The organism is Streptomyces sp. 840.1 (assembly GCF_003751445.1).
Classification (GTDB): domain Bacteria; phylum Actinomycetota; class Actinomycetes; order Streptomycetales; family Streptomycetaceae; genus Streptomyces.
The window spans coordinates 4,177,674-4,203,210 of the sequence record NZ_RJUU01000001.1; the positions used below are offsets into that span (position 1 = coordinate 4,177,674).

Below are 25,537 nucleotides of genomic sequence, written 5' to 3' on the forward strand. Positions count from 1 at the left end.
GCCGGTCACGACCCGGACAGGGCATTCCGGCTCCCGCCGGGGGCGGTCACGGGATGGGGTGTCCCCTGCTCGAGCGAAGTCGAGAGCTTGGGGAACGGCCAGTGCCGGATTCGCACCGGCTTCCCCCTGAACGGGCATGATGACGACTCGCACACTCTACCGGGCGGGCCCGTCGGGAGCCCTGGCCGGGCGGTGGCGCCGGGGGAGAACGCGAGGCGGGGCGGCCGTACGCCGCCGGGAGGGCAGGGGCGGGGACGAGGCGGGCAGCGCTCTCGTCGTCATGGCGGCCGCCGTCCGCTGCCCCTCGCACTGGGGGCCCTGTGCGCCTGGTGGCTGCAGCGCCGCTCGGCCCGTCCCGCCGGCACGCGTGACATCGTCCCGGCCCCCGTCGAGGGCAGACACTGCGTACGCGCGGCCATCCGCGCCGTCCCCTGCCGCGTGTCCGGCTCCGGCCACCTGGTGCCGGGCGGCGGCCGCCCGGCGGCCACCCCGGACCCGGAAGACCGCCGGGCCCGCAGGGCGCTGCCGGAGACCCTGACCGTGCGGGGTGTGTCCGGGCCGCGGGCCGGCGGCCCGGAGAACAACAGGCGACAGCGGGCCCCTCCGGTGACAAGATCGGCTCAACTCACTCATGAAGTGGGTTCGTTGGCCGACCGCCCTTTGGAGATGTCGTGTCCGAACGTTCCATGCTGTGCCTTCTGGCCACCGCGACCGCCGTTGCCGTACTCACGGGCTGCACGAGCACCAAGCCCTCCGCCCCGGGCGGCACAGAGGTGGAGTTGGTGAAGTCCGGCAAGCTCATGACCTGCACCCATCTGCCCTATGAGCCCTTCCAGATACGCAAGGGCAACGCCATCGTCGGGTTCGACGTGGACCTCGTGGACCTGGTCGCCAAGAAGCTGAAGGTCACCCAGGAGATCGTGGACACGCCCTTCGAGGGCATCCAGAGTGGGGAGGACCTCAACACCCGCAAATGCGATCTGGCCGCGGCAGGCATGACGATCACGCCGGTGCGTGCGAAGAACCTGGACTTCTCCGCCGGCTACTTCGACGCCACGCAGGCCCTGATCGCCAAGAAGGGCTCCTCCCTCACCTCGCTGGCCGCCCTCAAGGGCAAGAAGCTCGGAGTCCAGCAGGGCACCACCGGAGAGACGTACGCGCAGAAGCACGCGCCGGGGGTGACCGCCGTCCAGTTCGAGGATCTGGCTCTGATGCTCACGGCCGTGAAGACCGGACAGGTCGACGCCGCGGTGGGCGACAACGGTGTGCTCTTCGAGTACGTACGGAAGAACCCGGATACCGAGGTCACCGCTGAGTTCGACACGGGCGAGAAGTACGGCATCGGGGTCCGTACCGGAAATGACGCCCTGAGAAAGGAGATCAACTCGGTCATCAGCAAGGCGAAATCCGACGGCAGCTACGACCGCATCTACAAGAAGTGGTTCCCCGCCGCTCCCAAGAAGTGAGGAAGCGCATACCGATGCCGATATCACGCCGACAACGGACCCGCTCCATTCGGGGTGTTCAGTACGCTGTCCTCGCCGCCGTCCTGCTCGTAGTCGCCCTGGCCGCCGACTGGGGCGAGATCGGGCGGGCGTTCTTCGATGTGGACGTGGCCAAGGCGCAGTTCCCCGACATCATCACCACCGCTCTCGTCAACACCGTCGTCTATACGCTGCTCGGCTTCAGTTTCGGGCTGGCTGCCGGACTCGTCCTCGCGCTGATGAGGCTGTCGCACGTACCTCCGTACCGCTGGCTGGCCGTTGCCTATATCGAGTTCTTCCGCGGGGTTCCCACTCTGCTGGTCTTCATCGCCCTCGGATTCGGCGTCCCGCTCGCCTTCCAGGTGGCGCTCAACCAGTACGTGACCGTGATGCTGGCTCTGGGACTCGTCGGCGCCGCCTACATGGCGGAGACGATTCGGGCCGGAATCCAGGCGGTCCCCAAGGGGCAGACGGAGGCGGCGCGTTCGCTCGGGATGTCGCAGGGCCGGGCCATGGTGTCCATCATCATTCCGCAGGCCCTGCGTATCGTTCTGCCCCCGCTCACCAATGAACTGATCCTGCTGACCAAGGACTCGTCCCTGGTGTATCTGCTGGGCCTGTCGCTCTCCCAGTACGAGTTGGCGAAGTTCGGCCGGGATGCCCTGAACCAGAATCGCAGCCTGACCCCGATCCTCATCGCCGGACTCTGCTATCTGATCATTACCCTGCCGCTCGGCCATCTGGTCCGGCTGCTCGAAGCGCGTACGGCGAGGGCGAGGTGAACGCGATGAAGGACGTTCCTGTGGCGGACGGCGAGGCGGCGTCGAACACACCGGCGATCGAAGTGCGGGGCCTGCACAAGTCGTTCGGCAGGCTGGAGGTGCTCGCGGGCATCGACTTCACGGTCGGCCGGGGTGAGGTGGTGTGCGTCATCGGCCCGTCCGGCTCGGGCAAGTCCACGCTGCTGCGCTGTGTGAACCTGCTGGAGGAGCCGACCTCGGGGACGATCACGGTGGCCGGCACCGAAGTCACCGACCCGGATGTGGACATCGACAGGGTGCGCAGGCGGATCGGCATGGTCTTCCAGTCGTTCAACCTCTTTCCGCATCTCACAGTGCTGGAGAACCTGACGCTTCCGCAGCGACGGGTGCTGGGGCGCGACAAGGCAGAGGCGGCCCGGGTCGCCCGCGAACGGCTGGCCCGGGTGGGCCTGACCGACAAGGAGTCCGCCTACCCGGCGCAGTTGTCCGGCGGCCAGCAGCAGCGGGTGGCCATCGCGCGGGCGCTGGCCATGGACCCGGAGCTGATGCTCTTCGACGAGCCCACCTCCGCCCTCGACCCGGAACTGGTGGGGGACGTCCTGGCGGTGATGCGCTCACTGGCCGACGAGGGAATGACCATGCTCGTCGTCACCCACGAGATGAGCTTCGCCGAGGAGGTGGCGGACCGTGTCGTCTTCATGGACGGTGGGGTCATCGTCGAGGAGGGCACCCCGGCGCAAGTGATCGGCGCGCCGGGTCATGTCCGTACCCGGTCCTTCCTCGCCCGCCTGCTGACCCCGGCCGGCGCGCGCCTGCGTGAGGACGCGGCCGCGGATGCCGAAGGGCCGGGAAGGCGGTCGGGTCCGCTCTGAGGGCCGCTCGCGTCGGGGGCCGAGCTCGGTACCGGGATCGCCGTGGCGGACTGAGCCACCAGCCATCCATCGGTCGGGACCGGGACCGGGACCGGGGCCGGGCCCGGGTCCGCGACGCGTTCCGGGGTGCCCGCGAAGAAGGCCCGCACGGCTGCCAGGAGCCGGTCGACGGCACGGGACGGCGCGGCGTCGTAATGCCCGGCGCGCCGAACCTCATGCCGAGGGATTCGCCCCGTCCCGCGCCTGTCGTCGCCCACAGCCGCCTCACACGGCGACGAATGTCACCGGCTCGCTCCCTGCCACCGCCTCCGCGCGCCCCAGCTTCACCAGCCGGCGCACATGCGCCTCGGCCTCCGAGACCGCGATGTTCCGGGAGCCGTAGGGGATCTGCTCCCAGGGCCGGTTCCACTCCATCCGTTCGGCCAGCTGCCACGGCGTGAGCGGTTCGGCCAGCAGGGACAGCAGGCCGGTGAGGCGCTCCTCGTGGTGGACGAGGAGTTCCTGCACGCGGCCCGCCGCGTCCGCGAACGCGTGCTGGTGGGCGGGCAGCACCTCCGCGACCCCCAGGGCTTCGATCCGCTCCAGGGAGGCGAGGTAGTCCCCGAGCGGGTCGGTCTCCGTCGCGCTGTCCGGGTCCTCGTAGAGGCCGACGTGCGGGCTGATGCCGGGGAGCAGGTGGTCGCCGGAGAAGAGCCGGCCGCGGCCGGGCAGATTGGCCGGGTGGTCCTCCTCCAGGTGCAGGCAGACATGGCCCGGGGTGTGGCCCGGGGTCCAGATCGCGCGCAGCCGGCGGCCCGCCAGGTCGAGGAGCTCGCCGGGCACGATCTCCCGGTCCGGGAGCGCGGCCCGCAGACCGGGCAGGGTGCGCATCCGGCCGCCCTTCTCGCGGGCGGCCAGGAGCGGGGCGATGTGGTCCTCGGGGGCGCCGACCGTCGCCAGTTTCGCCGCGAGGTACGACAGCCAGGTGCCCGGCTCGGACTCCCGGGTCCGGCGGACGATCGCCGTGTCGGCGGCGTGCATCGCGATCCAGGCCCCGGACGCCTCGCGCACCTGCCCCGACAGGCCGTGGTGGTCGGGGTGGTGGTGGGTGATGACCACACCGTGGATGTCGGCGATGTCCACGCCGACCGCCGTGAGCCCGGCCGTCAGGGTCTCCCAGGCCTCGGGGTCGTCCCAGCCGGTGTCGATCAGGACCGGACCCCGGCCGGTGTCCAGGACATGGACCAGCGTGTGGCCCAACGGGTTGTCCGGGATCGGGACTTTGATGCTGTGGACGCCACCACCGTGGTTCATCACCTGCGTCATGGACTCCCCAATCTCCGCGGCCTCGGCGGCGTGCTGGTCCCGGCCACGACGCGCCGCGTCCACTGTAACGAGAACTTGTTCCAGTGGTAGCCCCGGTCGACCATCTGGTCGGGACGGCCGGTCGTGTCCCGGCCGTGGACTCCTGGAACTGGAACTGGTATCAGTTCTGACATGGAGTCAGATCGAACTCGGCCGCATGTCCGATGTGTGTCGGATGTACCTCGGGTGCACGTCGGGCACCGCACGCACAGTTCAGTCAACGAGTCGGGTCACGTGCCGCGTCGCGGGAGGCAGCAGCCATGAGCGAGCTTGTCGAACACGGAAAACTGTTCATCGGCGGGGAGTTGGTCGATCCGCTGGGGCGGGAAGTCATCGAGGTCATCTCCCCGCACACCGAGCAGGTCATCGGCCGCGTGCCGCACGCCGCCGAGGGGGACGTGGACCGGGCCGTCGCCGCCGCCCGCCGGGCGTTCGACGAGGGGCCGTGGCCCCGGATGACACTGGACGAGCGGATCGCCGTCGTCACGCGGATCAAGGACGCGTTCGCCGTGCGGTACGAGGAGATCGCCCGCGTCATCAGCTCGGAGAACGGCACCCCGTACAGCTCCAGTGTCATGGTGCAGGCCCTCGCCGCGATGATGGTGTGGGACGCGGCGATCACCGTCGCCCGCACCTTCCCCTACGAGGAGCGCAGGGACGGGGCGCTCGGGCCGCTGCTGGTGCGCCGCGAGCCCGTCGGGGTGGTCGCGGCCGTCGTGCCGTGGAACGTGCCGCAGTTCACCGCTGCCGCCAAACTCGCGCCCGCGCTGCTCGCCGGGTGCTCGGCCGTCCTGAAGGTGTCGCCCGAATCACCGCTCGACGCCTACATCCTGGCGGAGATCGCCGCCGAGTCCGGGCTGCCCGAAGGCGTGCTGTCGATCCTGCCCGCCGACCGCGAGGTCAGCGAGTACCTGGTCGGGCACCCGGGCGTGGACAAGGTCTCCTTCACCGGGTCCGTCGCCGCCGGACGGCGCGTCATGGAGGTCGCATCCCGCAACCTCACCCGCGTCACCCTGGAACTGGGCGGGAAGTCGGCCGCCGTGATCCTCCCCGACGCCGATCTGGAGACCGCCGTCGCGGGCATCGTGCCCTTCGCCTGGATGATCAACGGGCAGGCCTGCGTGGCCCAGACCCGGATCCTGGTGCCGCGCTCCCGGTACGAGGAGACCGCCGAGGCCTTCGCCGCCGCCGCAGGCGCGCTCAAGGTCGGCGACCCGCTCGACCCGGCCACCGAACTCGGCCCGCTCGTCGCGCGGCGCCAGCAGCAGCGCTCCCTCGACTACATCCGGATCGGCCAGGAGGAGGGCGCCAAGATCCTCACCGGCGGCGGGCGCCCGGCCTCCCAGGAGCGCGGCTGGTACGTCGAGCCGACGCTCTTCGGGGACGTCGACAACTCCATGCGCATCGCCCGCGAGGAGATCTTCGGCCCGGTCATCTGCCTGCTGCCGTACGGCGACGAGGACGAGGCCGTGAAGATCGCCAACGACTCCGAGTACGGGCTCAGCGGCAGCGTCTGGACCGCCGACACCGAACGCGGCATCGACATCGCCCGCCGGGTCAGGACCGGCACGTACAGCGTGAACACCTTCAGCCTCGACATGCTCGGGCCGTTCGGCGGCTACAAGAACTCCGGTGTGGGCAGGGAGTTCGGACCCGAGGGGTACGGGGAGTACTTCGAGCACAAGATGATCCATCTGCCCGCCGGATACGGGGGAGCGGCCTGATGGGGGACCGCTGGAGCGTCGAGGTCGACCGGGGCGTGTGCATCGGGTCGGGGATGTGCGTCAACCACGCACCGGACGGCTTCCGGCTGGACTCCGCCCGGCAGTCCCATCCCGTCGACCCGGAGACCGACGCCAACGAGCGGGTCCTCGCGGCCGCCGAGGGGTGCCCGGTCGAGGCGATCACGGTGGCCCTGGCCGACTCGGGGGAGGTCGTGTTCCCGCCGGAGGACTGAGAGCCCTTCCGTGAGCCCCGCCACCCGCTCGGGGTGTGGCCTGCCACACCCCGGGCGGATGGCGGACCGCAGTGACCCGGCGGGGGGCGCCGCGACAGAGTCACCAGCATGTCCACAACGACACCACCCACCACCCGGCCCGGACCGTCCCGCACCGCGGGTGTACCCGTCCGCACGGCCACCGTGCTCACCGCTCTCGCCGTGGCCCTCGGCACCGCCTTCGTGCTCGCCCCCGCTCCGGTCGCCGGGAGCCTGTCCGGCGGCGGCTACGACGGCCGGCGCGGGCTCGAGGACCACCTCTCCGCCTCCTTCGCCGACTACTGGGCGGCCGGTGAGCGGGGCTTTCCCCCGGGCCTGAGGCACGCCGTCGACTACTGGTCGCGCTATCACCTGGTCAAGGCCGTGGTCGCCGCGGTCCTGCTCGCCGTGCTCCTCGCGCTCGGCGTGCTGCTCCGCAAGGCGTACCTGCGCGCCGGCGGGCTCACCGCCGGGAGGCGGGCCGCCCTCGCGTCCGCCGGGGCGGTCGTCACGGCGCTCGCGCTGTTCTCGCTGGCGCTGGTGATGGCGAACGTCCAGGGGACGCTGGCGCCCTTCTCCTCGCTGCTGTCGATGCTGCCGCTGCACGCGCCGCACGGGGAGCTCGCCGGCACGATCGCCGGGATCACGGAGCAACTGGCCGGATACCCGGACGCCGGCGGCGCCACCTCGCCTCCAGTCGAGGTGATGGTCAGCGACTTCGGGCGTTACCACGCCGTGCAGGCCGCGGCCGCCACGGCGGTGGCGCTCACCGCCGCCGCGATGAGCGCGGTGTCGTGGCGGCGGTTCGCCGCGGCAGCGGCCCGCGACCGGTGGACCAGGCGCGTGCTCCGGTCGTCCGGCCTGCTCCGGGCCCTGCTGGCGGCAGCCGTCGCCGTGATCGCCGTGGCGAACACGGCGACCGCGGCCGACCCGGCCCCCGCGCTCCTGGCCTTCTTCGAAGGCGGCTGGTGAGGGGAGGCCCTCAGCCGTTGAGGTGGGCGAGGACGGCGAGCACCCGGCGGTGCCGCGTGTCGTCGGGCGGCAGGCCGAGCTTCGCGAAGACGTTGCCGATGTGCTTCTCCACCGCGCTGCCGGAGAGCACCATGCGCCGGGCGATGGCCGTATTGGAATGCCCCTCGGCCATCAGCGCCAGCAACTGCCTCTCGCGCGCGGTCAGCTTCTCCAGCGGGTCGTCCCGCCGCTGCCGGGCCAGCAGCTGGGCGACGACCTGCGGATCGAGCACCGTCGCGCCCCCGGCGACGCGGACCAGGGCGTCCAGGAACTCCTCGACCTTGGCGACCCGGTCCTTCAGCAGGTAGCCGACCGCGCCGGCCCCGTCCGCGAGCAGATCGGCGGCGTAGGACACCTCCACGTACTGGCTGAGCACCAGCACAGGGGCGCCGGGCAGCCGGCTGCGGGCGGTGGCCGCCGCCCGCAGTCCCTCGTCCGTGTGCGTCGGCGGCATCCGCACATCGACGACCGACACGTCCGGGCGGTGCGCGAGCACCGCCTCGACCAGGGCGGGGCCGTCACCGACCGCCGCCACCACCTGGTGACCGTCCTCCGAGAGCAGCCGGACCAGCCCCTCGCGCAGCAGCACCGCGTCATCCGCGACGACGATCCGCAGCGGCTCCCGGAAGGCGGGGACCACCGGTGCTCCCGGCGCCGCGCCGTCGCCCATCAGGGACATGGCAGCTCAGCCGTGACCGTCGTCGGGCCGCCCTCGGGACTGTCCACCCGCAGCCGGCCGCCGACCGCCCGTGCCCGGTCGGCCAGACCCCACAGCCCGTGCCCCTCGGCCGGCGCGGCACCGCCCACGCCGTCGTCCGTCACCCAGACCCGCAGGATCCCCCCGGTGTGGCGCAGCCCGACCGTGCACCGGCGGGCGTGGCTGTGCTTGGCCGCGTTCGTCAGCGCCTCGGCGACCACGAAGTACGCGGCCGTCTCGACGCCGGGCTCCAGCCGTCCGCTCAGGGGCGCGGCGTCGAGCCCGGCGGGGACGACGCTGCGCGCGGCCAGGGCGCGCAGCGCCTCCCGGAGCCCCCGGTCGGTGAGGACGGGCGGGGCGATGCCCCGGGACAGGGCCCGCAGTTCGTCCAGGGCCTCCTGGGTCCGCAGGACCGCGTCCGCGAGTGCGGCCCTGACCAGTTCCGGCCTGCGGTCGAAGTGGTGCTGGGCGCGGCCCAGTTCCATCGCCAGCCGGACCAGCTGCTGCTGGGGCCCGTCGTGGATGTCGCGCTCCAGCCGCCGCAGCGCGGCGGTCTCCGCCGTCACCGCGGCGACGGCCTGCGCGCGGGCGGTGTCGCGCTCCTGCTCGAGTCCGCTGATCCGGCGGTGCAGCGCCGACATGTTCGACAGGAGCGCCTGCCCGAGACCGGCCTGGGCGGCGACGCACACCCGGGTCACCAGCGGCAGGGCCGCCAGCACCAGCACGCCGACCGAGAGGGCGAACGCGATCCGCCCGGACGGTGACGTCAGGCCCAGGCTCAGCGCGACATGGGACCGGTCGCTGCCCGCGTACAGGGTCATGGGCCGCAGCGAGCCGGGCGCGACCTCGTTGCGCAGCGGGTACGTGAGGGTCGCGAGGCCCACGAACCACCACAGTGCCGTCACCACCCAGGTGACCAGCACGACGGGGAGCACCAGCACCGCGTGCGCCAGGTCGAGCCACAGCTCCGGGTCGGCCGCGCCGCCCGTCTCCTTCGACCCCGGCCGCCGGCCCGCACCGCGCGCCCCGCCGGTCCGGGCCCGTACCGCGCCGATCCGCCACCACTCCAGATCGCCGGGCCACCGGGCCAGTGCCAGGGCGCGGGCCGTGCCGGGCGACCCGCCCGGCACCAGCGAACCGGCCGTCGCGGCGCACAGGCCGCCGGCCACCAGCAGCAGACCGGCGGCCGCGCTCAGCGGCGCGGTGAGGAGATAGAGGGATTCCACGAGCGTGCGACGCCCGGCGCGGACAGCGGGGCCGGCGCCCGGCCGCCACCGGCCCGCGACCACGGAGGGCAGCGACTCAGCCATGACCTCAGCATAAGCGCGCAGGCCGGCGGCGCTCCGGCACGGCGGCCCGGCGCGGGGCCTCAGCGGTCCGGGGCTGCCGACAGCAGGTGCAGGCGCAGCGCCAGCTGGAGCTCCAGCGCGCGGTCCGGCTCGTTCCAGTCCCGTCCCAGCAGCACCTGTATCCGGTCCAGCCGCTGCACCACCGTGTTGACGTGTACGTGCAGCTCGTCCTTGGCCCGGATCAGGCTGCCGCCCGCGCCGAAGTACGCGCCCAGCGTCCGCACCAGGTGGGTGCCGCGCTGTGCGTCGTACTCCAGCAGCGGCCCGAGCGCCGCCGAGACGAAGCCGCCGACGTCCTGCCCGTTGCCCAGCACCACGCCCAGGAAGCCCAGTTCGTCCACGCACGCGCCCTCACCCGTGCGCCCCAGCACCCGCATCGCCCGCAGACAGCGCGCCGCCTCCGCGTAGGCGGCGGCCAGCCCCCGCGCGCCCCTGGCCGGGCCCGCGGCGGCGACGGTGACCGGCGTCTGGGCCAGCTGCCCGAGCTGGGCCGCCGCCGAGCGGGCCACGGCCCCGGCCGCCGGGCCGGAGCCGCCCGCCTCGATCAACAGCACCACCGCGCCCGCGTGTTCGGCGCTCACCCCGTGGATCTCCCCGCCGAACAGATAGCGCGTCGCGGCCGGGGCCAGCCGCTCCCGGGCGGCGGTCTCCGCGACCAGCAGCAGCTGCGGGCGGTCCAGGTCGATGCCGAGACGGCGGCCGCGCTCGACGAGGCCGGCCGGGTCGCGGCCGGTGTCCGTCAGCAGGTCGGCGATCAGTTCGCCCCGGATGCGGTTCTCGGTCTCGGCCACCGTGCGCCGCAGCAGCAGGAGCAGCCCGGTGACCACCGCCGACCGCTCGAACAGCCGGCGGTCGGAGTCGTCGAGGTGCCGGCCGCGGTGCAGCACCAGACCGGCGAGCAGCTCCTGTCCGGCGAGCACCGCGCAGACCACCCGCCCGTCGCGGTGCACCGCACGCGCCCCGGTGCGGGACTCCTCGGCCGCCTCCGCCAGCCAGCCGGCGTCCATGCTGTCGGCGGCGAAGCCCGTACCGTCCGGGCGGACCGCGGCCAGCGGGCGGCCGCCCGGGTCGTGGATGGTCAGGGGGGAGTCGAGGAGTCCGGCGACGGCCGCCGCCACGTCCCTGACGTCCCGGCCGCGCAGCACCAGGTCCGTCAGCCGGTCGTGCGACTCCTCCGCCCGCCGCATGGCCGCCGAGTGCGCCCGTACCGAGGCGTTGGCCTCGGCCAGCTCCGCGTTCGCCCCGGCCAGTTCGGCGAGGGCGGAGGTGGTGTCGGCCAGGGCGCGGGCGGTGTCGATGGCGATCGCGGCGTGCGCGGCCAGCGAGCACAGCAGGGCGACCTCGTCGGGGCTGAAGACCCGGGGTGCCCGGTCGGCCGCGAAGAGCACGCCGATCACCTTGCCGGCGCCCCCTCGGCTGGAGCCGAGCAGCAGCGGCACGCCCAGGATGGCGACCAGGCCCTCGTCCAGCACCCCGGCATTGATGTTGCGGGTGTGGCGGAAGCGCTCGTCGGTGCGGTAGTCCGGGGTCGCGTACGGGCTCGCCGTCTGCGCCACGAGACCGCCGAGGCCCTCGCCGAGTTCGAGGCGCAGCCGCTGGAAGAGCAGCGACACCGACCCGTCGGTCACCCGCATGTAGGTGTCGCCCGCCTCCTCGTCCGGGAGGGTCAGGTAGGCCGTGTCCGTCCCCAGCAGCATCCTGGCCCGCCGCACGATCGCCTTCAGCACGTCGTCCAGATCGCGGGAGGCCGCCAGGTCGCCCGCCGTGTCGAAGAGCGCGGTGAGCTGGAGCTCGCGCCGCCGGTGCTGGCGCAGGGCGCCCCTGATCCGCAGCGCGGTGGCCGTGGCCCGCTCCACCTCGGCCAGCTCGCCCGCCGGCACCCCGTCGGCCCGCGCCGTCGCCAGGACCGCGCCCAGCGCCTCGGCGGGTGCGTCGTCGCTCAGCAGGTCGAACAGGTGCCTCAGATGGGGTGCGGCGGAGGGGGGCGGTTCAGACATGGCGGCCGTTCGTAGACAGGGGGGCGGGAGGGCTCAGTTGGCGGTCCAGCCGCCGTCCATGGAGAGCGAGGTGCCGGTGATGTGGCCGGTACGCGGACCGCACAGCCACAGGACGGCCTCGGCGACATCCGCCGGCTCGATCAGCCGCTTGATCGCGCTGCGCTCCAGCATCACCCGCCCCACCACCTCCTCCTCCGAGATGCCGTGGTTGCGGGCCTGGTCCGCGATCTGGTCCTCCACCAGGGGGGTGCGTACGTAGCCGGGGCAGACGCAGTTGCTCGTCACCCCGTGCTCCGCCGCTTCGAGCGCCACCACCTTGCTCAGCCCCTCCAGTGCGTGCTTGGCCGTCACATAGGCCGACTTGTACGGGCTGGCGCGCAGCCCGTGCACCGACGAGATGTTGACCACGCGCCCCCAGCCGCGTTCGTACATGCCCGGCAGGGTCCGGCGCAAGATGCGGAACGGGGTTTCCACCATCACGCGCTGGATCAGCGCGAAGCGCTCCGGCGGGAACGCGTGGACGGGGGCGACGTGCTGGAGCCCCGCGTTGTTGACCACCACGTCCGCGTCGGCCGGCAGCGTGTCGACGACCGAGGGGTCGGCCAGGTCCACCACCCAGGCCGTCCCGCCGATCTCCGCGGCCAGGCTCCTGGCCGCCTCACCGGCCTTGTCCACCACGTGCACATGGGCGCCGGCCGCCGCGAGCGCCAGCGCACAGGCCCGTCCGATCCCGCTCGCCGCACCGGTCACCAGCGCGGTCCGCCCGGCCTGCGGGGGTGCCGGGGGCGCCTGCGCCGGTCCGCCGCCGGGGGAGGGCGCGGAGGGTTCGTGATCGGGTCTGCGGGAAGTCTCCATGGCCGTCACCGTAGGTACGCGGCGGCCCTTGTCACACGGGGTCGGTGCACACACCCTCCCGCCCCGGCATGGTGGCGGCGTACATGGTGCGTGGACCGGCCGGGGGCCGTCAGTGCGCGGCGTCGAGCACCGCCCGCTGCTCCGGGGTCAGCTCCAGGTCCACCGCCGCCAGGCTCTCGTCCAGCAGCGCGACCGACGAGGCGCCGACCAGCGGGACGACCGGCACCTCGCCGCCGATGAGCCAGGCCAGCACCACCTGGTTGGGGGTGGCCCCGGTCTCCTCGGCCACCGCCCGCAGCGCCGCCTGCCGGGCGGGCGTGCCCGGGTGGTCGAACTCCGGTCCCAGCGGCCGGTCCGCCCGGCCGTACGCGCCGTTGAGCAGCGGTGAGTAGGCGACCGGGACCAGGGCCGGTTCCTGGCGGAGGTAGCTCAGCAGATCGCCCGTCAGCACCCCCTCCTGGCCGTCGGGGGAGCGCGGGCTCGGCTGGTCCGTGCGCTGCCGCAGATAGCTGTGGTGGTACTGGAGGACCTCGTACCCGGGCAGACCGGCGGCCGCCGCGAGCGCCCGCGCCCGCTCGACCTGCCACGCCCAGTGGTTGCTCACGCCCAGCAGCCCGACGGTGCCCTCCGCGACCAGCTCCGCGAACGCCCCGACGGTCTCCTCGGGCGGCACGCCGCGGTCCTGCACATGGGCGTAGAGCAGGCCCAGCTTCTCCACCCCGAGGTTCTCCCGGCTCCGCTCGGCCGACTCCCGGACGGCCTTTGCGGACAGGCCCTCGATATCGCGGGTGAACCCGGTGCCCGGGGCGTTCGGACGCGCCCCCAGCTTGGTCGCGATGACGATCCCGTCGGTGGCCGTGCCCCGGCTGCGGCGCCAGCGGCCCAGCAGCCGCTCGCTCTCGCCGCCCCGGGTGCCGTCGACCCAGAACGCGTAGTTGTTGGACGTGTCGACGAAGGTGCCGCCGGCCTCGGCGTACCGGTCGAGGATCGCGAACGAGGCCGCCTCGTCGGTGAGCGTGCCCATCCGCATGGCACCGAGGCTGAGCACGCTCACCTCGCGACGGGTCTTCGGACCGGTGCCGACGGTGCGGTAGCGCATGCGGGTCCCTTCCCCAGCAGCCCGTTGCCGTACGGGCGTCGGGCGGCAGTCTGCGTGCTGGAGCGCACTCGATGTCAACCCGTCCGGCCCGCCGCGCAAGGGCGGCGGCGCACACAGCCGGGGCCCGGGAGTGGCCGCCGGTCCCATGGGCGCGGGCGGGCGCTGCTCGTAGGTTCCGGCAGCAGCCCGTACCCCCGCACGTACCGACCAGGGAGGCACCCGTGCGCCCACCGATCCTGAGACGTCTCTTCCGCCGCGCCGCGTCCACGGCCGTCCTCGGCCTGCTCGCGGCCACGCTGAGCACCACGGCCGCCCAGCCGGCCGCCGCGGCCGGGGGCCTCCAGCAGGTCACCGGCTTCGGCTCCAACCCCGGCAACCTCCAGATGTACGAGTACACGCCGGCCGGTCTCCCCGCGAACGCGCCCCTGGTCGTCGCCCTGCACGGCTGTACGCAGACGGCCGACGCGTACTACGCCGACTCCGGCTGGGCGGAGCTGGCCGACCGGTGGGGCTTCGACGTCGTCTTCCCGCAGACCACGGCCGCGAACAACGCGCTCTCCTGCTTCGGCTGGTTCGACCCGGCCGAGGACAGCCGGGGCAAGGGCGAGGCCGCCTCGGTCGTGCAGATGGTGGAGAAGGCGAAGCAGAGCCGGGGCTCGGACGCCGGCCGGGTGTACGTCACCGGTCTCTCGGCGGGCGGCGGCATGACCGCGGACCTGCTGGCCGCCTACCCGGACGTGTTCGCGGGCGGCTCGGTGGCCTCGGGGCTGCCCGCGCAGTGCGCGACGAGCCAGGCGGCGGCCTCCGGCTGCCAGACCGGGCCGCAGAAGCTCAGCCCCGCCCAGTGGGGCGACAAGGTCCGCGCCGCCTATCCCGGCTACAGCGGCCCCCGGCCCCGGGTGGCGATCTGGCAGGGCACCTCGGACTACACCGTGTACCCGGCCAACGCCACGGCCCTGCGCGACCAGTGGACGGACGTCTGGGGCATCGGCCAGACCCCGTCCGCCACCGACACCCTCCCCGGCAGCACCACGCGCAGCGTCTACAACGACTCGGCGGGCCGGCCGGCCGTGGAGACGTACACCGTCTCCGGCATGGGCCACGGCCTTGCGGTGAGCCCCGGTTCGGGGGCCGAGCAGTGCGGGAGGACGGCCGCGTACTTCCTGAACGCGATCTGCTCCTCGTACTACACGGGCGTCTTCTGGGGACTGGACGGCGGCACCCCGGGCGGGGGCGACGACGGGCTGCCGGCCCCGGCCGGCGTGACCGTCACCGGCACCACCGGCACCACCGCCTCCCTGTCCTGGAACGCGGTCGGGGGAGCCGCCTCCTACGCGCTCTACCGCGACGGGACCAAGGTCGCCTCGCCGGCCGGCACGACCCACACGGACACCGGCCTCACCGCCGGGACCGCCTACCGCTACACCGTGGCGGCCGTGGACTCCGGGGGCACGGCGGGCACCGCATCGGCGCAGGTGACGGCGACCACCACCGGCGGCAGCGCACCCGCCCGGTGCTGGACGGCCACCAACTACGCGCAGGTGGCCGCGGGCCGGGCCCGCACCACCGGCGGGTACGTCTACGCCAACGGCTCCGGGGCGAACATGGGCCTGTACAACGTCTTCGTCACCCACACGCTCAAGGAGTCGCCCGCGGGGTACTTCGTGATCGCGGACAGCGGCTGCACCGCGGGCTGACACGTGCGGTGGGCGGGGCCCGGCCGGCAACCGCCGGGCTCCGCACGCCTGTTCAGGCCCGCGCGTACGCCACCAGCCGGTCCGCGATGTCGCGCGCGCCCGCCTCGCCGGTGAGCACCGTGTAGTGGTTCACGTCCCCCGCCGCCACCGGCGTCAGCCGGGTCCCGGCGAGATCCGCCGCCGCGAGGCGCTCCTCGTCGTACAGGCCCTGCTCCTCGTCCATCAGGCCGCGCGCCGCCCACAGCAGCGTCGCCCCGACGGGCAGCTTCCGTACCGCCGAGAGCACCTCCTCGTCGAAGAGGCCGACGCCGTCCGTGCGGACCGCCTCGATCCGGCACGACGAGCGCAGGGCCGGTTCCGCGCCCGTCAGGTCGCGCTGGATGTAGGCGTCCACCTCGTCCGACCAGGCGCCCGCGAACGCCGGGTGCGCCCGCCAGAAGGCCCGGTAGGCGGCCCGGTCCGCGAACGTCATCGACAGCCGGTCCATCGCCGGGCCGATCACCGCCGTCATCAGCTCGTCCGGCGACAGGTGCGTGGGCGCCGGGAAGCCGATGCCGCCGTCGACGAGCAGCAGCGGACCGAAGCGCTCCGGGTGGCGCACCGAGGCGAGCGCCGCGACGAACGCCCCCATCGAGTGGCCCGCCAGCACCACCCGGTCCGCGCCCAGCGCCTCGGTCAGGGCCGCGGTGTCGTCGGCGTGGGCGGCGATGCCGTACGGGCCGGGCAGCCCCGAACTCCCCGCCCTGCCGCGCAGGTCCGGGGCGACCAGGGTGACGCGACCGGCCAGCTGCCGGGCCACCGTGCCCCAGGAGAGCGCGTTGGCCGTGATGCCGTGCAGGGCGACCACCACCGGCGCGTCCGGCCCGGCGGCCGGCCAGCGCACGGCCGCCAGTTCGCCCCCGGTGACGGGGACCTTGATCTCTTCGTACGGAATCACGGGTTTCCGTTCTCCTTCCGGGGCGGGGTGCGGGGCGGGATCTCCTCGGCGGGCCCGCGCCGGCGCGACGCGGCGAGCCTGGAGGGCAGTCGGGCGAGCCCGCCGGGCAGCAGGCGTACCACGGCCACGAACAGTACGCCCAGCAGGAACAGCGGCTGGGAGAGCGGGATTCGGAGCACCGCCGGGAGACCGGCCACCGCGCCCGAACCGGCCAGGTCGCCGAGCCGGTGGTCGGCCCAGGTGTAGAGGATGCCGCCGGCCATCGGGCCCCAGCGGGTCCCGGAGCCGCCCAGCACCACCATCACCAGCAGCGAGAGCGTGAAGTCGGACGTGGTCGTCTGCGGGGTGGAGCCGCCGGTCAGCAGCAGGTGCACGATGCCGCCGAGCGCGGCGAGAGCGCCCGCGAGGACGAAGGCCGTCAGCTTGAACCCGTACGGCTTCAGCCCCAGCACCTCGACCCGGCGCTCGTTCTCCCTGATGCCCTCCCAGACACGCCCGGTGGGGGAGCGGACCGCCCAGTGGACGACGCCCAGGGTGAGGACGAGGTAGGCGAGCGCGATCCAGTACAGGTTCGCCGTGTTGTCGATGCCGACGAGCCAGGAGGGCAGCAGGCCGGCCGGTGCCGCCCGGCCCTCCTCGCCGCCGGTGATGCCGCCCGGGTTGCGGGAGACCAGGATCGAGCCCGCCTGGGCGAAGGCCAGCGTCACCATGGAGAAGCCGATGCCGGTGACGCGCAGGCTCACCGAGCCCAGGACGAGGGCCAGCGCGATCCCGAAGCAGAGCCCGAGGAGCGCGGCGGCCGCGAAGGGGAGCCCCGCCTCCAGCAGGAACACGTTGGTGGCGTAGCTGCCCGCCGCGAAGTACAGGGCGTGGCCGAAGGAGAGCAGTCCGGTGCGCCCGAGCAGCAGGTCGTAGCCGGTGGCCAGGGCACCGAACAGCAGGCAGGTGGCGATGAGTTGCAGGCTTCCTGCGCTGCCGAGCGGCCCGTCCAGCAGGCCCGGTACGGGTACGGCGCTGTAGGGCGCGACGACCAGGAGGAGCAGGACGGCGGCGGGCCACCAGCGCAGCAGCCGGGGCGGGCCCGGGGGCGCGGGGGCGGCCGGGGAGCGGCCGTCGGTGCGGTCCGGTGTCTCGATGGCGGTGCTCACGCGAGCCTCCCCGTCAGTCCGCGCGGGCGGATCAGCAGCAGCGCGGCGAGCAGGACGACGACCGCCAGGTCGCCGAATCCCGCCGCGGTGTAGTAGTTGGCGAACTGCTGGACCAGGCCGATGACCACGGACGCCGCGGCGGCGCCGGTCACCGAGCCCATGCCGCCGGTGACCACCACGACGAACGCGAAGATCAGCAGCGAGGTGCCCTGGCGGGGGTCGACCGAGCCGAAGTACAGCCCGCCGAGCGCCCCGCCCAGCGCGGCGGCGCAGCCCCCGATCGCGAAGACGAGGGTGAATGCCCTGCGGACGTCGATGCCGAGCGCGGTGACCATCGCCCGGTCCTCGACCCCGGCCCGTACGACGAGGCCGTGCCGGGTCCGGCCCAGGAAGAGGCGCAGCGCCACCAGGACCACGACCGCCGCCGCCACCAGGACGAGCCGGTTGACCGGGACCTGCGCGCCCAGCAGCCCGAAGGTGCCGGACAGCGCCTCGGGCCCGGGGAAGGTCCGGGCGTCCGCGCCCCAGATCCCGGACAGCAGCGCGGGGACCGCGAGCCCCACCCCGACGGTGGCGAGCACCTGCTCGCGCGGCCGGGTGTAGAGGGGCCGGACGACGGCGAGTTCCAGGAGCACGGCGGCCGCGGTGCCCACCGCCGTGCCGAACAGCACCGCGAGGACGAAGCCGGCCCCGCCGGGGCCCGCGCCGGGCAGGTTCCCGGACGCCGCCCACCAGGTGCCGTACGCGCCGATGGAGAGCAGCGCGCCGTGCGCGAAGTTGAGCACGTCCATCAGGCCGAAGATCAGCGAGAGTCCGGACGCGATGAGGAAGTAGAGGGCTCCCAGACCGAGTCCGGTCATGGTGAGCAGCACGATGGTGGACATCAGGAATCCGCCTCCATGAAGGGTGCTCCGGTGGCCGGGCCGTGTCCCACGCCGAGCAGCCGGCGGGCCGCCTCCGCGTCGCCGAGCAGCTCGACGGCCGGGCCCCGGTGGACGGTACGGCCGTCGGCCAGCACCACGCAGTGCCCGGCGAGCCGGCGTACCACGGCGAGGTTCTGCTCCACGAGCAGCACCGGCACCGCCTCGGCGGCCCGCTCCAGCACCCGCGCCACCTCGGTGACCACCTTCGGCGCGAGGCCCTTGGTCGGCTCGTCCGCGATGATCAGCCGGTTGGCGTTGAGCAGGGTGCGGCCGATGGCGACCATCTGCTGCTGGCCGCCGGACAGCGTCCCGGCCAACTGCCTTGCTCGCTGCTTGAGTTCGGGGAAGAGTTCATGGACAAGGGGGTAGTCGGGCTCACCCGCGCCGCGCCGTTCGGCCAGCCGCAGGTTCTCCGCCACGCTCAGCCCGGCGAAGACCCCCCGGTCCTCCGGGGCGTAGCCCACGCCCCGCCGCACCACGGCGTGGGTGGGCAGTGCCACGGTCTCCTCGCCGTCCAGCCGGACGCTGCCGGTGCGCGGGACGAGGCCCATGACGCCCCGGACGGTGGTGGTCTTCCCGGCGCCGTTGCGGCCCAGCAGCGCGGTCACGCCGTGGGCGGCGGCGTCCAGGGCGACGCCGTGCAGGATGTGCCTGCCGCCGATCAGGACCCGCAGGTCCCGTACGTCGAGCAGGGGCGGCTCGCTCACAACCCCTCCCCGAGGTAGGCCTGTTGGACGGTGCTGTCGGCGGTGACGGCCTCCGGGGTGTCCAGGGCCAGCAGCCGCCCGTGGTGCATCACCGCGAGCCGGTCGGCCAGACCGAGGAGCACGTCCATGTGGTGCTCGACCATCAGGACGGTGCGCCCCTCCTCCCGGTGCAGGGTGCGGATCAGTTCGGTGAGCGCGGGGACCTCCTCGGCGCTCACCCCGGCCATCGGCTCGTCGAGCAGCATCAGCCGGGGCTCGCCGACCAGCAGCACGGCCAGCTCCAGCTTCCGCTTCTCGCCGTGCGACAGTTCGGCGGCGGTGGCCCCGGCCCGGTGGCCGAGACCGGTGCGCTCCAGTACGCCGGTCACCTCGGCGGTGAACGGGTCGGCGCGCCGCCAGAACCGGTACGAGCCGCCCCGGGCGGCCTGCGCGGCCAGCCGGACGTGGCCGGCCACCGTCATCGCGGGCCAGAGGCTGGACGTCTGGAACGTCCGGCCGATGCCGCGCCGGGCGCGGACGTGCGCGGGCCGGTCGGTCAGGTCGGCGCCGTCCAGCGTGACCGTGCCCGAGGTCGGCATGACGAGTCCGCTGATCAGGTTGAACAGGGAGGTCTTTCCGGCCCCGTTGGGGCCGATGAAGGCGAGGAACTCGCCCTCGCGGACGTCGAGCGTGATGTCCTTCAGGATCGTCGCGCCACCGACGCTCCAGCCCAGCCCGTCGAGGCGGAGCACGGGACCGGTGGAGTCCGCGGCGTCCGCCCGGCCGTCCCGCCGGCCGAGGGGGTGCGGTGCGGTCATGGTTCAGCCCGCCGAGGGCTTCACCGGCGGCGCCACGGCGTCCATCGGCTCGGTGTCCAGCAGCTCCGGCTTCGCGGCGGCGCCCTTGCCGGTCAGCCGGGCCACGAACATCGGCTGCACCAGGGCGTGGTCCTCGGCCCGGACCTGCTCCCTGCCCTTCACCCCGTCGAAGGTCCAGCCCTCCAGCGCCTTCGCCATCGCGGCCGGGTCGGTGGCGCTGCCCCCGGCCACGGCGCGCACGACCATCTGGGCCGCGGTGAAGCCGTCCGGGGTGAACAGGTCGGGGGTGCCGCCGGCCTTCCGCACCGAGCCGAGCATCGCCTTCTCCACCGCGTTGCCGCCGCCCGCGCCCGGGAAGTAGTGCGCCAGGAACGACACCTTGGCCCCGGCCGCCCCGAACACCGGGTACGAGGCGGTCCCGGCCAGCCCGGTGACGACCTTGCCCGCGCCCAGCACACCCTGCTGGTCCAGCGCGGTCCACAGGGCCGGCGCGGTGGAGCCGGCCCAGGCCACGAAGACCAGATCCGGCCCGCCCGCCTTGACCTGCCGGGCGAACGGCGTCAGGTCCGTCGCGCTGGGCGGCGCCAGCACGGAGCCCACCTTCGCGCCCTTCGCGCCGAGCACCGCCTCGACCGCGGCGACGTTCGCCTGGCCGAAGGTGGAGTCCTGGGCGAGCACGGTGACCTTCTTGTCCTCGGCGTCCCCGAGCATCGCGCCCGCCGTGAGGATGTCCTGGTAGGACTGGCGGCCCGAGCGGAAGGTGTAGTCGTTGATGCCGGTCACCGCGTCGGTGGCGGCCGGCCCGCTGATGTACAGCACCTTGTTCTGGGCGGCGAGCGGCGCCATCTGGAGGGCGACGCCGGAGTCGGTGGTGCCGGCCAGCACCTTGTAGCCCTTGCCGATCAGGTTCTTCGCCGCCGAGACGGCCTTGCCGGGGTCGCCCGCGTCGTCCTGCTCGGTGACCTCGATGCGGTGGCCCGCGACCTCGCCGGTGCCCTTGGTGGCGTAGTCCAGGCCGGCCATGAAGCCGTCCCGGTACTGCTTGCCGTAGTCCGCGAGCAGCCCGGTCCGCGAGTAGACCAGGCCCACCTTCACACTCGACGCGCCGCCGGACTTCCCGGCCCCGGCGTCCTCGCTGCCCGCCTTCCCGGCGGCGCTGCACCCGGTCAGCAGCAGGCCGGCGGCGGCCAGTGCGGCGACGGCCGGCAGGGCTGCGGGGCGGGCGGTGCGGGTGGCCCCGCCGGTTGTGCGGGCTCTGCTCGTACCGCTGGCTCTGCGACGCATGGTGACCGGCTCCTCGGCGTGTTCCTGTGATGTCGCCGAACCGTATGAACACCGTGCCGTCGTCGATATGGTGCAGGGCACCTCACCTGACCGGCGATGCGTGTGGGCGCCGCACATGGGCGGCGCCCGGCCGCTCAGCGGCCCTGATCCGGCGCTGTCACGTCGATCAGCCGGCACACCGTCTCGATGTCTATCTTCACCTGTGCGATCGACGCCCGGCCGGACAGCCAGGTGATCAGCGCCGAGTGCCAGGTGTGCTCGATCACCCGGACGGCCGAGAGCTGCTCGGGCGTCGGGTGCTCAAGGCCCATCGAGTCCAGGATGATCGCCGTCGTGAGCCGCGAGACGGTGTCCACCTCGGGGCTCACGCTGCGGTCCGCGAAGGTCAGCGCGCGCACCATCGCGTCCGCCAGATGCGGTTCCCGCTGGAGCGCGCGGAACGCCCGCATCAGGGTGTCGGCGACCCGGTCCGCGGCGTCGGCCCCGGCGGGGGGACGTTTGCGCAGCGTGCCGTGCATGTGCTGGAGCTGGTCCTGCATGGTGGCGACCAGCAGGTGGACCTTGGACGGGAAGTAGCGGTACAGGGTGCCCAGGGCGACCCCGGCGGCCTCCGCCACCTCGCGCATCTGGACGGCCTCGAAACCGCCCCTGCTGGCGAGCTGCGCACTGGCGTGCAGGATGCGGCGGCGGCGGGCCTCCTGGCGTTCCGTCAGGGGCGGCGATGCCGGTCTGGCTTCCGCTGTCATGTGTCCCATCCCCGTGGCTTCTGTCCGCGACCGCGAGGACGCGAAGGCCGGTCCGGCGGCGCACAGCATGCCAGGGTGTGTGCCGTGGCGCGAATCACCTGATCCGGCCGTTGCACCGTCGCTACCTGCCGGTAGATTCGTAGCTTGTTGAACGATCCGGTCTATAACTTGTTCTAGATTAGCGTGAGCGGTTACGCTCCGGCGAACACGCAGTGAGAAGGGGGCCGAGTGTGACCGCTGAGGCCATAGAGTCGGGCCCCCGCACGGGCGTCGGTACGTCGGACACGGAGGCAGGCACCGAAGGCGACCGGCCGTTGCGCATCGCACTCCTCACCTACAAGGGCAACCCCTTCTGCGGCGGCCAGGGCGTCTACGTGCGCCACCTCGCACGCGAGCTCGCCCGCCTCGGGCACAGCGTCGAGGTGATCGGCGCCCAGCCCTACCCCGTGCTCGACGAGGGCGTCCCGCTCACCGAGCTGCCGAGCCTGGACCTCTACCGGCAGCCCGACCCGTTCCGCACCCCGAAGCGGGGCGAGTACCGGGACTGGATCGACGCCGCCGAGGTCGCCACCATGTGGACCGGCGGATTCCCCGAACCGCTCACCTTCAGCCTGCGCGCCAGACGCCATCTCGTCGCCAGGAGCGGCGAGTTCGACGTCATCCACGACAACCAGACGCTCGGCTACGGGCTCCTCGCCGATCTCGGCGCCCCCCTCGTCACCACGATCCACCACCCCATCACCGTCGATCGCAAGCTCGACCTGGACGCCGCCCCGACCCGCCGCCGCCGCGCCTCCGTGCGCCGCTGGTACGCCTTCACTCGGATGCAGAAGCGGGTCGCGCGCAGGCTGCCGTCCGTGCTCACCGTCTCCGGCTCCTCCAAGCAGGAGATCGTCGAGCACCTCGGCGTGGAGCCCGGCCGCGTCCACGTCGTGCACATCGGCGCCGACACCGACCTGTGGTCGCCCGATCCCGCCGTCCCCGAGGTCGAGGGCCGGATCGTCACCACCTCCAGCGCCGACGTCCCGCTCAAGGGCCTCGTCCACCTCGTCGAGGCGCTCGCCAAGCTCCGTACCGAGAACCCCGAGGCGCACCTCGTGGTCGTCGGCCGGCGGGCCGAGGACGGACCCGTCGCGCAGGCCATCGAACGTCACGGACTCGGGGACGCGGTCGAGTTCGTCAAGGGCATCAGCGACGCCGAACTCGTCGACCTGGTGCGCGGCGCCCAGATCGCCTGCGTCCCCTCGCTGTACGAGGGCTTCTCGCTGCCCGCCGCCGAGGCCATGGCCACCGGCACCCCGCTCGTCGCGACCACCGGCGGCGCGATCCCCGAGGTCGCCGGCCCGGACGGCGAGACCTGTCTGGCGGTCCCGCCCGCCGACGCCGGGGCGCTGGCCGACGCGCTCGGCCGGCTGCTCCGCGATCCCGCGCTGCGCGAGCGGCTCGGGGCGGCGGGCCGCGCCCGGGTCCTCGCCCGGTTCACCTGGAAGCAGGCGGCGATCGGCACCGCCGCGCTCTACCGTGAGGCCATCGCCGCCCGCGCCGCCGCCGGGCCCGACGGCCGCCGCTGACTCCGCACGCCCCCGCGTCCCGCCCCCTTCGAACCCCGACCGCGAAAGCAGGCATTCGTGCTGACCGTGGATTTCACCCGCTTCCCGCTCGCCGCAGGTGACCGAGTGCTCGACCTGGGGTGCGGCGCCGGACGCCACGCCTTCGAGTGCTACCGGCGCGGCGCCCAGGTGGTGGCACTCGACCAGAACGGCGAGGAGATCCGCGAGGTCGCGAAGTGGTTCGCCGCGATGAAGGAGGAGGGCGAGGCCCCGGAGGGCGCCACCGCCACCGCGATGGAGGGCGACGCGCTCAACCTGCCGTTCCCCGACGAGTCCTTCGACGTCGTGATCATCTCCGAGGTGATGGAGCACATCCCCGACGACAAGGGCGTCCTCGCCGAGATGGTCCGGGTGCTCAGGCCCGGCGGACGGATCGCCGTCACGGTGCCGCGCTACGGACCCGAGAAGGTCTGCTGGACCCTCTCCGACGCCTACCACGAGGTCGAGGGCGGCCACATCCGCATCTACAAGGCCGACGAGCTGCTCGGCAAGATGCGCGGCGCCGGCCTCAAGCCGTACGGCACCCACCACGCCCACGCACTGCACTCGCCCTACTGGTGGCTCAAGTGCGCCTTCGGTGTCGACAACGACAAGGCACTGCCGGTGCGGGCGTACCACAAGCTGCTGGTCTGGGACATCATGAAGAAGCCGATGGCGACCAGGGTCGCGGAGCAACTGCTCAACCCGGTCGTCGGCAAGAGCTTCGTCGCCTACGCGACCAAGCCGCACCTGCCCGCCACCGCGGCCACCGACGCCCCGGCGCAGGCCGACGACGCCGCCGGGGCCGGGGCGTGACACTTCCCGAGCGCACCGAACACCTCGTGCTGCCCGGAGTACTCACCGCCGGGCAGGCCACCGAAACCGTCGCCGCGCTGCTCGCCGTGCAGTGCGAGGACGGCGCCCTGCCCTGGTTCCGGGGGCACCACCTCGACCCGTGGGACCACACCGAGGCCGCCATGGCGCTGGACGCCGCCGGTGAGCACGAGGCCGCGGAACGCGCCTACGAGTGGCTGGCCCGGCACCAGAACGACGACGGCTCCTGGTACGCCGCCTACCACGACGGCGATCCGTCCAGGCCCACCGACCGGGGCCTGGAGACCAACTTCTGCGCCTACGTGGCCGTCGGCGTCTGGCACCACTACCTGGCCACCGGCGACGACGCCTTCGTCGACCGGATGTGGCCGACCGTCTTCGCCGCCGTCGAGTTCGTGCTGCGGCTCCAGCAGCCCGGCGGCCAGATCGGCTGGAAGCAGGAGGCCGACGGCACCCCGGTGACGGACGCGCTGCTGACCGGCTCCTCCTCCATCCACCAGGCGCTGCGCTGCGCGCTGGCCATCGCGGAAAGCCGCGAGGAGCCGCAGCCCGACTGGGAGTTGGCGACCGGCGCACTCGCCCACGCGATCCGCAGCCACCCGGAACGCTTCCTGGACAAGAGCCACTACTCGATGGACTGGTACTACCCGGTCCTCGGCGGCGCGCTCGACGGCCCGGCGGCCACCCGGCGGATCGAGGAGGGCTGGGACCGCTTCGTCGTCCCGGACCTCGGCGTGCGCTGCGTGCTGCCCAACCCCTGGGTGACGGGCGGCGAGAGCTGCGAACTCGCCCTGGCACTCTGGGTGATGGGCGAGTCCGACCGGGCCCTGGAGATCCTGCAGTCCATCCAGCACCTGCGGGCCGGGGACGGGATGTACTGGACGGGGTACGTCTTCGAGGGCAACCGGGCGTTCTGGCCCGAGGAACGCACCGCCTGGACCGCCGGTTCGCTGCTGCTTGCGGTGGCCGCGCTCGGTGGGGACGAGGCGACCACCGCGGTCTTCAGCGGGGAGCGGCTGCCGAAGGGGCTGGAGCCGGACTGCTGCGGCTGAGCGGCAGACCGGCTCAGCGGCGGATGCGGCCCGCGACGGCGTGCCCGATGAACAGGTACACGACGGCCGCGAGGCCGTAGCCGGCGACGACCCTGGCCCAGGCCTCGTCGAAGGTGAACAGGTCGTACGACCAGCCGGCGAGCCAGCGGGCGGTGTGCCGTACGAACTCGACCAGGCCGTTGTCCGGGTTGGCATCGAGCAGGTACATCAGGATCCACAGGATGATGATGAAAGCCATGATGTCCGCCACCACGGCTATGACACGTGCTGCGGTGCTGCTTCCGTTGCCTCTTGAGTACGACATGGACTGCGGATTGCCGCTTTCCGTTGAGTGAAACCCGGACGGCGTACCCCGGTGGCGGGCCGTCCGGGCCGGCGC

At 73.3% G+C, this 25,537-nt stretch carries 24 protein-coding genes; 10 read left to right on the forward strand and 14 right to left on the reverse strand.

The window, feature by feature from the left end; all coding sequences use genetic code 11:
* The first annotated feature begins 671 nt into the window (after nt 1-671).
* Genes EDD93_RS19150 through EDD93_RS19160 form a run of 3 tightly spaced genes read left to right on the forward strand, consistent with a single transcriptional unit; the run spans nt 672 to nt 3,117 of the window.
* Nucleotides 672-1,466 (forward strand): ABC transporter substrate-binding protein, encoded by a 795-nt coding sequence (locus tag EDD93_RS19150; RefSeq protein ID WP_260255780.1) that lies wholly within the window; start codon nt 672-674, stop codon nt 1,464-1,466.
* Between the two features lie 14 nt (nt 1,467-1,480).
* Nucleotides 1,481-2,266 (forward strand): amino acid ABC transporter permease, encoded by a 786-nt coding sequence (locus EDD93_RS19155; protein ID WP_123526297.1) that lies wholly within the window; start codon nt 1,481-1,483, stop codon nt 2,264-2,266.
* 5 nt (nt 2,267-2,271) lie between these two features.
* Nucleotides 2,272-3,117 (forward strand): amino acid ABC transporter ATP-binding protein, encoded by an 846-nt coding sequence (locus EDD93_RS19160; RefSeq protein ID WP_123526298.1) that lies wholly within the window; start codon nt 2,272-2,274, stop codon nt 3,115-3,117.
* Nucleotides 3,118-3,381: 264 nt separating this feature from the next.
* On the opposite strand, the gene EDD93_RS19165 is transcribed toward EDD93_RS19160, so the two are convergent.
* Nucleotides 3,382-4,422: an MBL fold metallo-hydrolase gene (locus EDD93_RS19165; protein ID WP_123526299.1), complete on the reverse strand. Its 1,041-nt coding sequence runs from the start codon at nt 4,420-4,422 to the stop codon at nt 3,382-3,384.
* 299 nt (nt 4,423-4,721) lie between these two features.
* Between EDD93_RS19165 and EDD93_RS19170 the strand changes: the two genes are divergently transcribed.
* From EDD93_RS19170 to EDD93_RS19180, 3 genes are all read left to right on the forward strand, one after another.
* Entirely contained in the window at nt 4,722-6,185 is a 1,464-nt protein-coding gene (locus EDD93_RS19170) for an aldehyde dehydrogenase (RefSeq protein ID WP_123526300.1), read from the forward strand.
* Nucleotides 6,185-6,418 carry a ferredoxin gene (locus EDD93_RS19175; RefSeq protein WP_123526301.1) on the forward strand — a complete coding sequence of 78 codons (234 nt, stop codon included), beginning with the start codon at nt 6,185-6,187 and terminating at the stop codon, nt 6,416-6,418. Before EDD93_RS19170 ends, EDD93_RS19175 begins: the two co-directional genes overlap by 1 nt.
* 108 nt (nt 6,419-6,526) lie before the next feature.
* A complete protein-coding gene (locus tag EDD93_RS19180) occupies nt 6,527-7,408 on the forward strand; it encodes a hypothetical protein (RefSeq protein ID WP_260255781.1) in 882 nt (293 codons plus the stop codon).
* 10 nt (nt 7,409-7,418) lie between these two features.
* On the opposite strand, the gene EDD93_RS19185 is transcribed toward EDD93_RS19180, so the two are convergent.
* From EDD93_RS19185 to EDD93_RS19205, 5 genes are all read right to left on the reverse strand, one after another.
* Nucleotides 7,419-8,063 (reverse strand): response regulator transcription factor, encoded by a 645-nt coding sequence (locus EDD93_RS19185; protein WP_123527862.1) that lies wholly within the window; start codon nt 8,061-8,063, stop codon nt 7,419-7,421.
* A gap of 53 nt (nt 8,064-8,116) precedes the next feature.
* Nucleotides 8,117-9,454: a sensor histidine kinase gene (locus EDD93_RS19190; protein ID WP_123526302.1), complete on the reverse strand. Its 1,338-nt coding sequence runs from the start codon at nt 9,452-9,454 to the stop codon at nt 8,117-8,119.
* 59 nt (nt 9,455-9,513) lie between these two features.
* Nucleotides 9,514-11,490 (reverse strand): GAF domain-containing protein, encoded by a 1,977-nt coding sequence (locus tag EDD93_RS19195; protein ID WP_123526303.1) that lies wholly within the window; start codon nt 11,488-11,490, stop codon nt 9,514-9,516.
* A 33-nt stretch (nt 11,491-11,523) separates the two neighbouring features.
* Nucleotides 11,524-12,345, reverse strand: coding sequence for a 3-hydroxybutyrate dehydrogenase (locus tag EDD93_RS19200; protein ID WP_123526304.1), 822 nt, complete (start codon nt 12,343-12,345; stop codon nt 11,524-11,526).
* A 109-nt stretch (nt 12,346-12,454) separates the two neighbouring features.
* Nucleotides 12,455-13,444 carry an aldo/keto reductase gene (locus EDD93_RS19205; protein WP_123526305.1) on the reverse strand — a complete coding sequence of 330 codons (990 nt, stop codon included), beginning with the start codon at nt 13,442-13,444 and terminating at the stop codon, nt 12,455-12,457.
* A gap of 221 nt (nt 13,445-13,665) precedes the next feature.
* Here EDD93_RS19205 and EDD93_RS19210 point away from each other — a divergent pair, with 221 nt between their 5' ends.
* Nucleotides 13,666-15,141 carry a PHB depolymerase family esterase gene (locus tag EDD93_RS19210; protein ID WP_123526306.1) on the forward strand — a complete coding sequence of 492 codons (1,476 nt, stop codon included), beginning with the start codon at nt 13,666-13,668 and terminating at the stop codon, nt 15,139-15,141.
* Between the two features lie 52 nt (nt 15,142-15,193).
* Here EDD93_RS19210 and EDD93_RS19215 read toward each other — a convergent pair whose 3' ends face one another.
* The 7 genes from EDD93_RS19215 to EDD93_RS19245 form a co-directional block, all read right to left on the reverse strand.
* Nucleotides 15,194-16,078, reverse strand: a complete 885-nt coding sequence (locus EDD93_RS19215) for an alpha/beta fold hydrolase (RefSeq protein WP_123526307.1) — start codon at nt 16,076-16,078, stop codon at nt 15,194-15,196.
* Nucleotides 16,075-17,226 carry a branched-chain amino acid ABC transporter permease gene (locus EDD93_RS19220; RefSeq protein WP_123526308.1) on the reverse strand — a complete coding sequence of 384 codons (1,152 nt, stop codon included), beginning with the start codon at nt 17,224-17,226 and terminating at the stop codon, nt 16,075-16,077. The genes EDD93_RS19215 and EDD93_RS19220 overlap by 4 nt, the downstream gene beginning before the upstream one ends.
* Nucleotides 17,223-18,110 (reverse strand): branched-chain amino acid ABC transporter permease, encoded by an 888-nt coding sequence (locus EDD93_RS19225; protein WP_123526309.1) that lies wholly within the window; start codon nt 18,108-18,110, stop codon nt 17,223-17,225. Before EDD93_RS19225 ends, EDD93_RS19220 begins: the two co-directional genes overlap by 4 nt.
* On the reverse strand, nt 18,110-18,856 hold the full coding sequence (locus EDD93_RS19230; RefSeq protein WP_123526310.1) for an ABC transporter ATP-binding protein: 747 nt from the start codon (nt 18,854-18,856) through the stop codon (nt 18,110-18,112). The genes EDD93_RS19225 and EDD93_RS19230 overlap by 1 nt, the downstream gene beginning before the upstream one ends.
* The gene (locus tag EDD93_RS19235; protein ID WP_123526311.1) at nt 18,853-19,653 is read right to left on the reverse strand and encodes an ABC transporter ATP-binding protein; all 801 of its coding nucleotides are present in this window, start codon (nt 19,651-19,653) and stop codon (nt 18,853-18,855) included. Before EDD93_RS19235 ends, EDD93_RS19230 begins: the two co-directional genes overlap by 4 nt.
* Nucleotides 19,654-19,656: 3 nt before the next feature.
* Complete coding sequence (locus EDD93_RS19240; RefSeq protein WP_123526312.1) at nt 19,657-20,937, reverse strand: substrate-binding domain-containing protein; 1,281 nt, start codon at nt 20,935-20,937, stop codon at nt 19,657-19,659.
* Between the two features lie 134 nt (nt 20,938-21,071).
* Nucleotides 21,072-21,683 (reverse strand): TetR family transcriptional regulator, encoded by a 612-nt coding sequence (locus EDD93_RS19245; RefSeq protein WP_123526313.1) that lies wholly within the window; start codon nt 21,681-21,683, stop codon nt 21,072-21,074.
* A 230-nt stretch (nt 21,684-21,913) separates the two neighbouring features.
* On the opposite strand from EDD93_RS19245, the gene EDD93_RS19250 reads away from it, so the two are divergent.
* From EDD93_RS19250 to EDD93_RS19260, 3 genes are read left to right on the forward strand one after another with little or no spacing between them, the layout of a single operon-like run.
* On the forward strand, nt 21,914-23,254 hold the full coding sequence (locus EDD93_RS19250; protein ID WP_123526314.1) for a glycosyltransferase family 4 protein: 1,341 nt from the start codon (nt 21,914-21,916) through the stop codon (nt 23,252-23,254).
* 57 nt (nt 23,255-23,311) lie between these two features.
* The gene (locus tag EDD93_RS19255; protein WP_123526315.1) at nt 23,312-24,088 is read left to right on the forward strand and encodes a class I SAM-dependent methyltransferase; all 777 of its coding nucleotides are present in this window, start codon (nt 23,312-23,314) and stop codon (nt 24,086-24,088) included.
* Complete coding sequence (locus tag EDD93_RS19260) at nt 24,085-25,158, forward strand: prenyltransferase (RefSeq protein WP_123526316.1); 1,074 nt, start codon at nt 24,085-24,087, stop codon at nt 25,156-25,158. The genes EDD93_RS19255 and EDD93_RS19260 overlap by 4 nt, the downstream gene beginning before the upstream one ends.
* Nucleotides 25,159-25,171: 13 nt before the next feature.
* Here the strand turns inward: EDD93_RS19260 and EDD93_RS19265 are convergent, their stop codons facing one another.
* Nucleotides 25,172-25,462, reverse strand: coding sequence for a hypothetical protein (locus tag EDD93_RS19265; protein ID WP_073735810.1), 291 nt, complete (start codon nt 25,460-25,462; stop codon nt 25,172-25,174).
* Nucleotides 25,463-25,537: the final 75 nt, after the last annotated feature.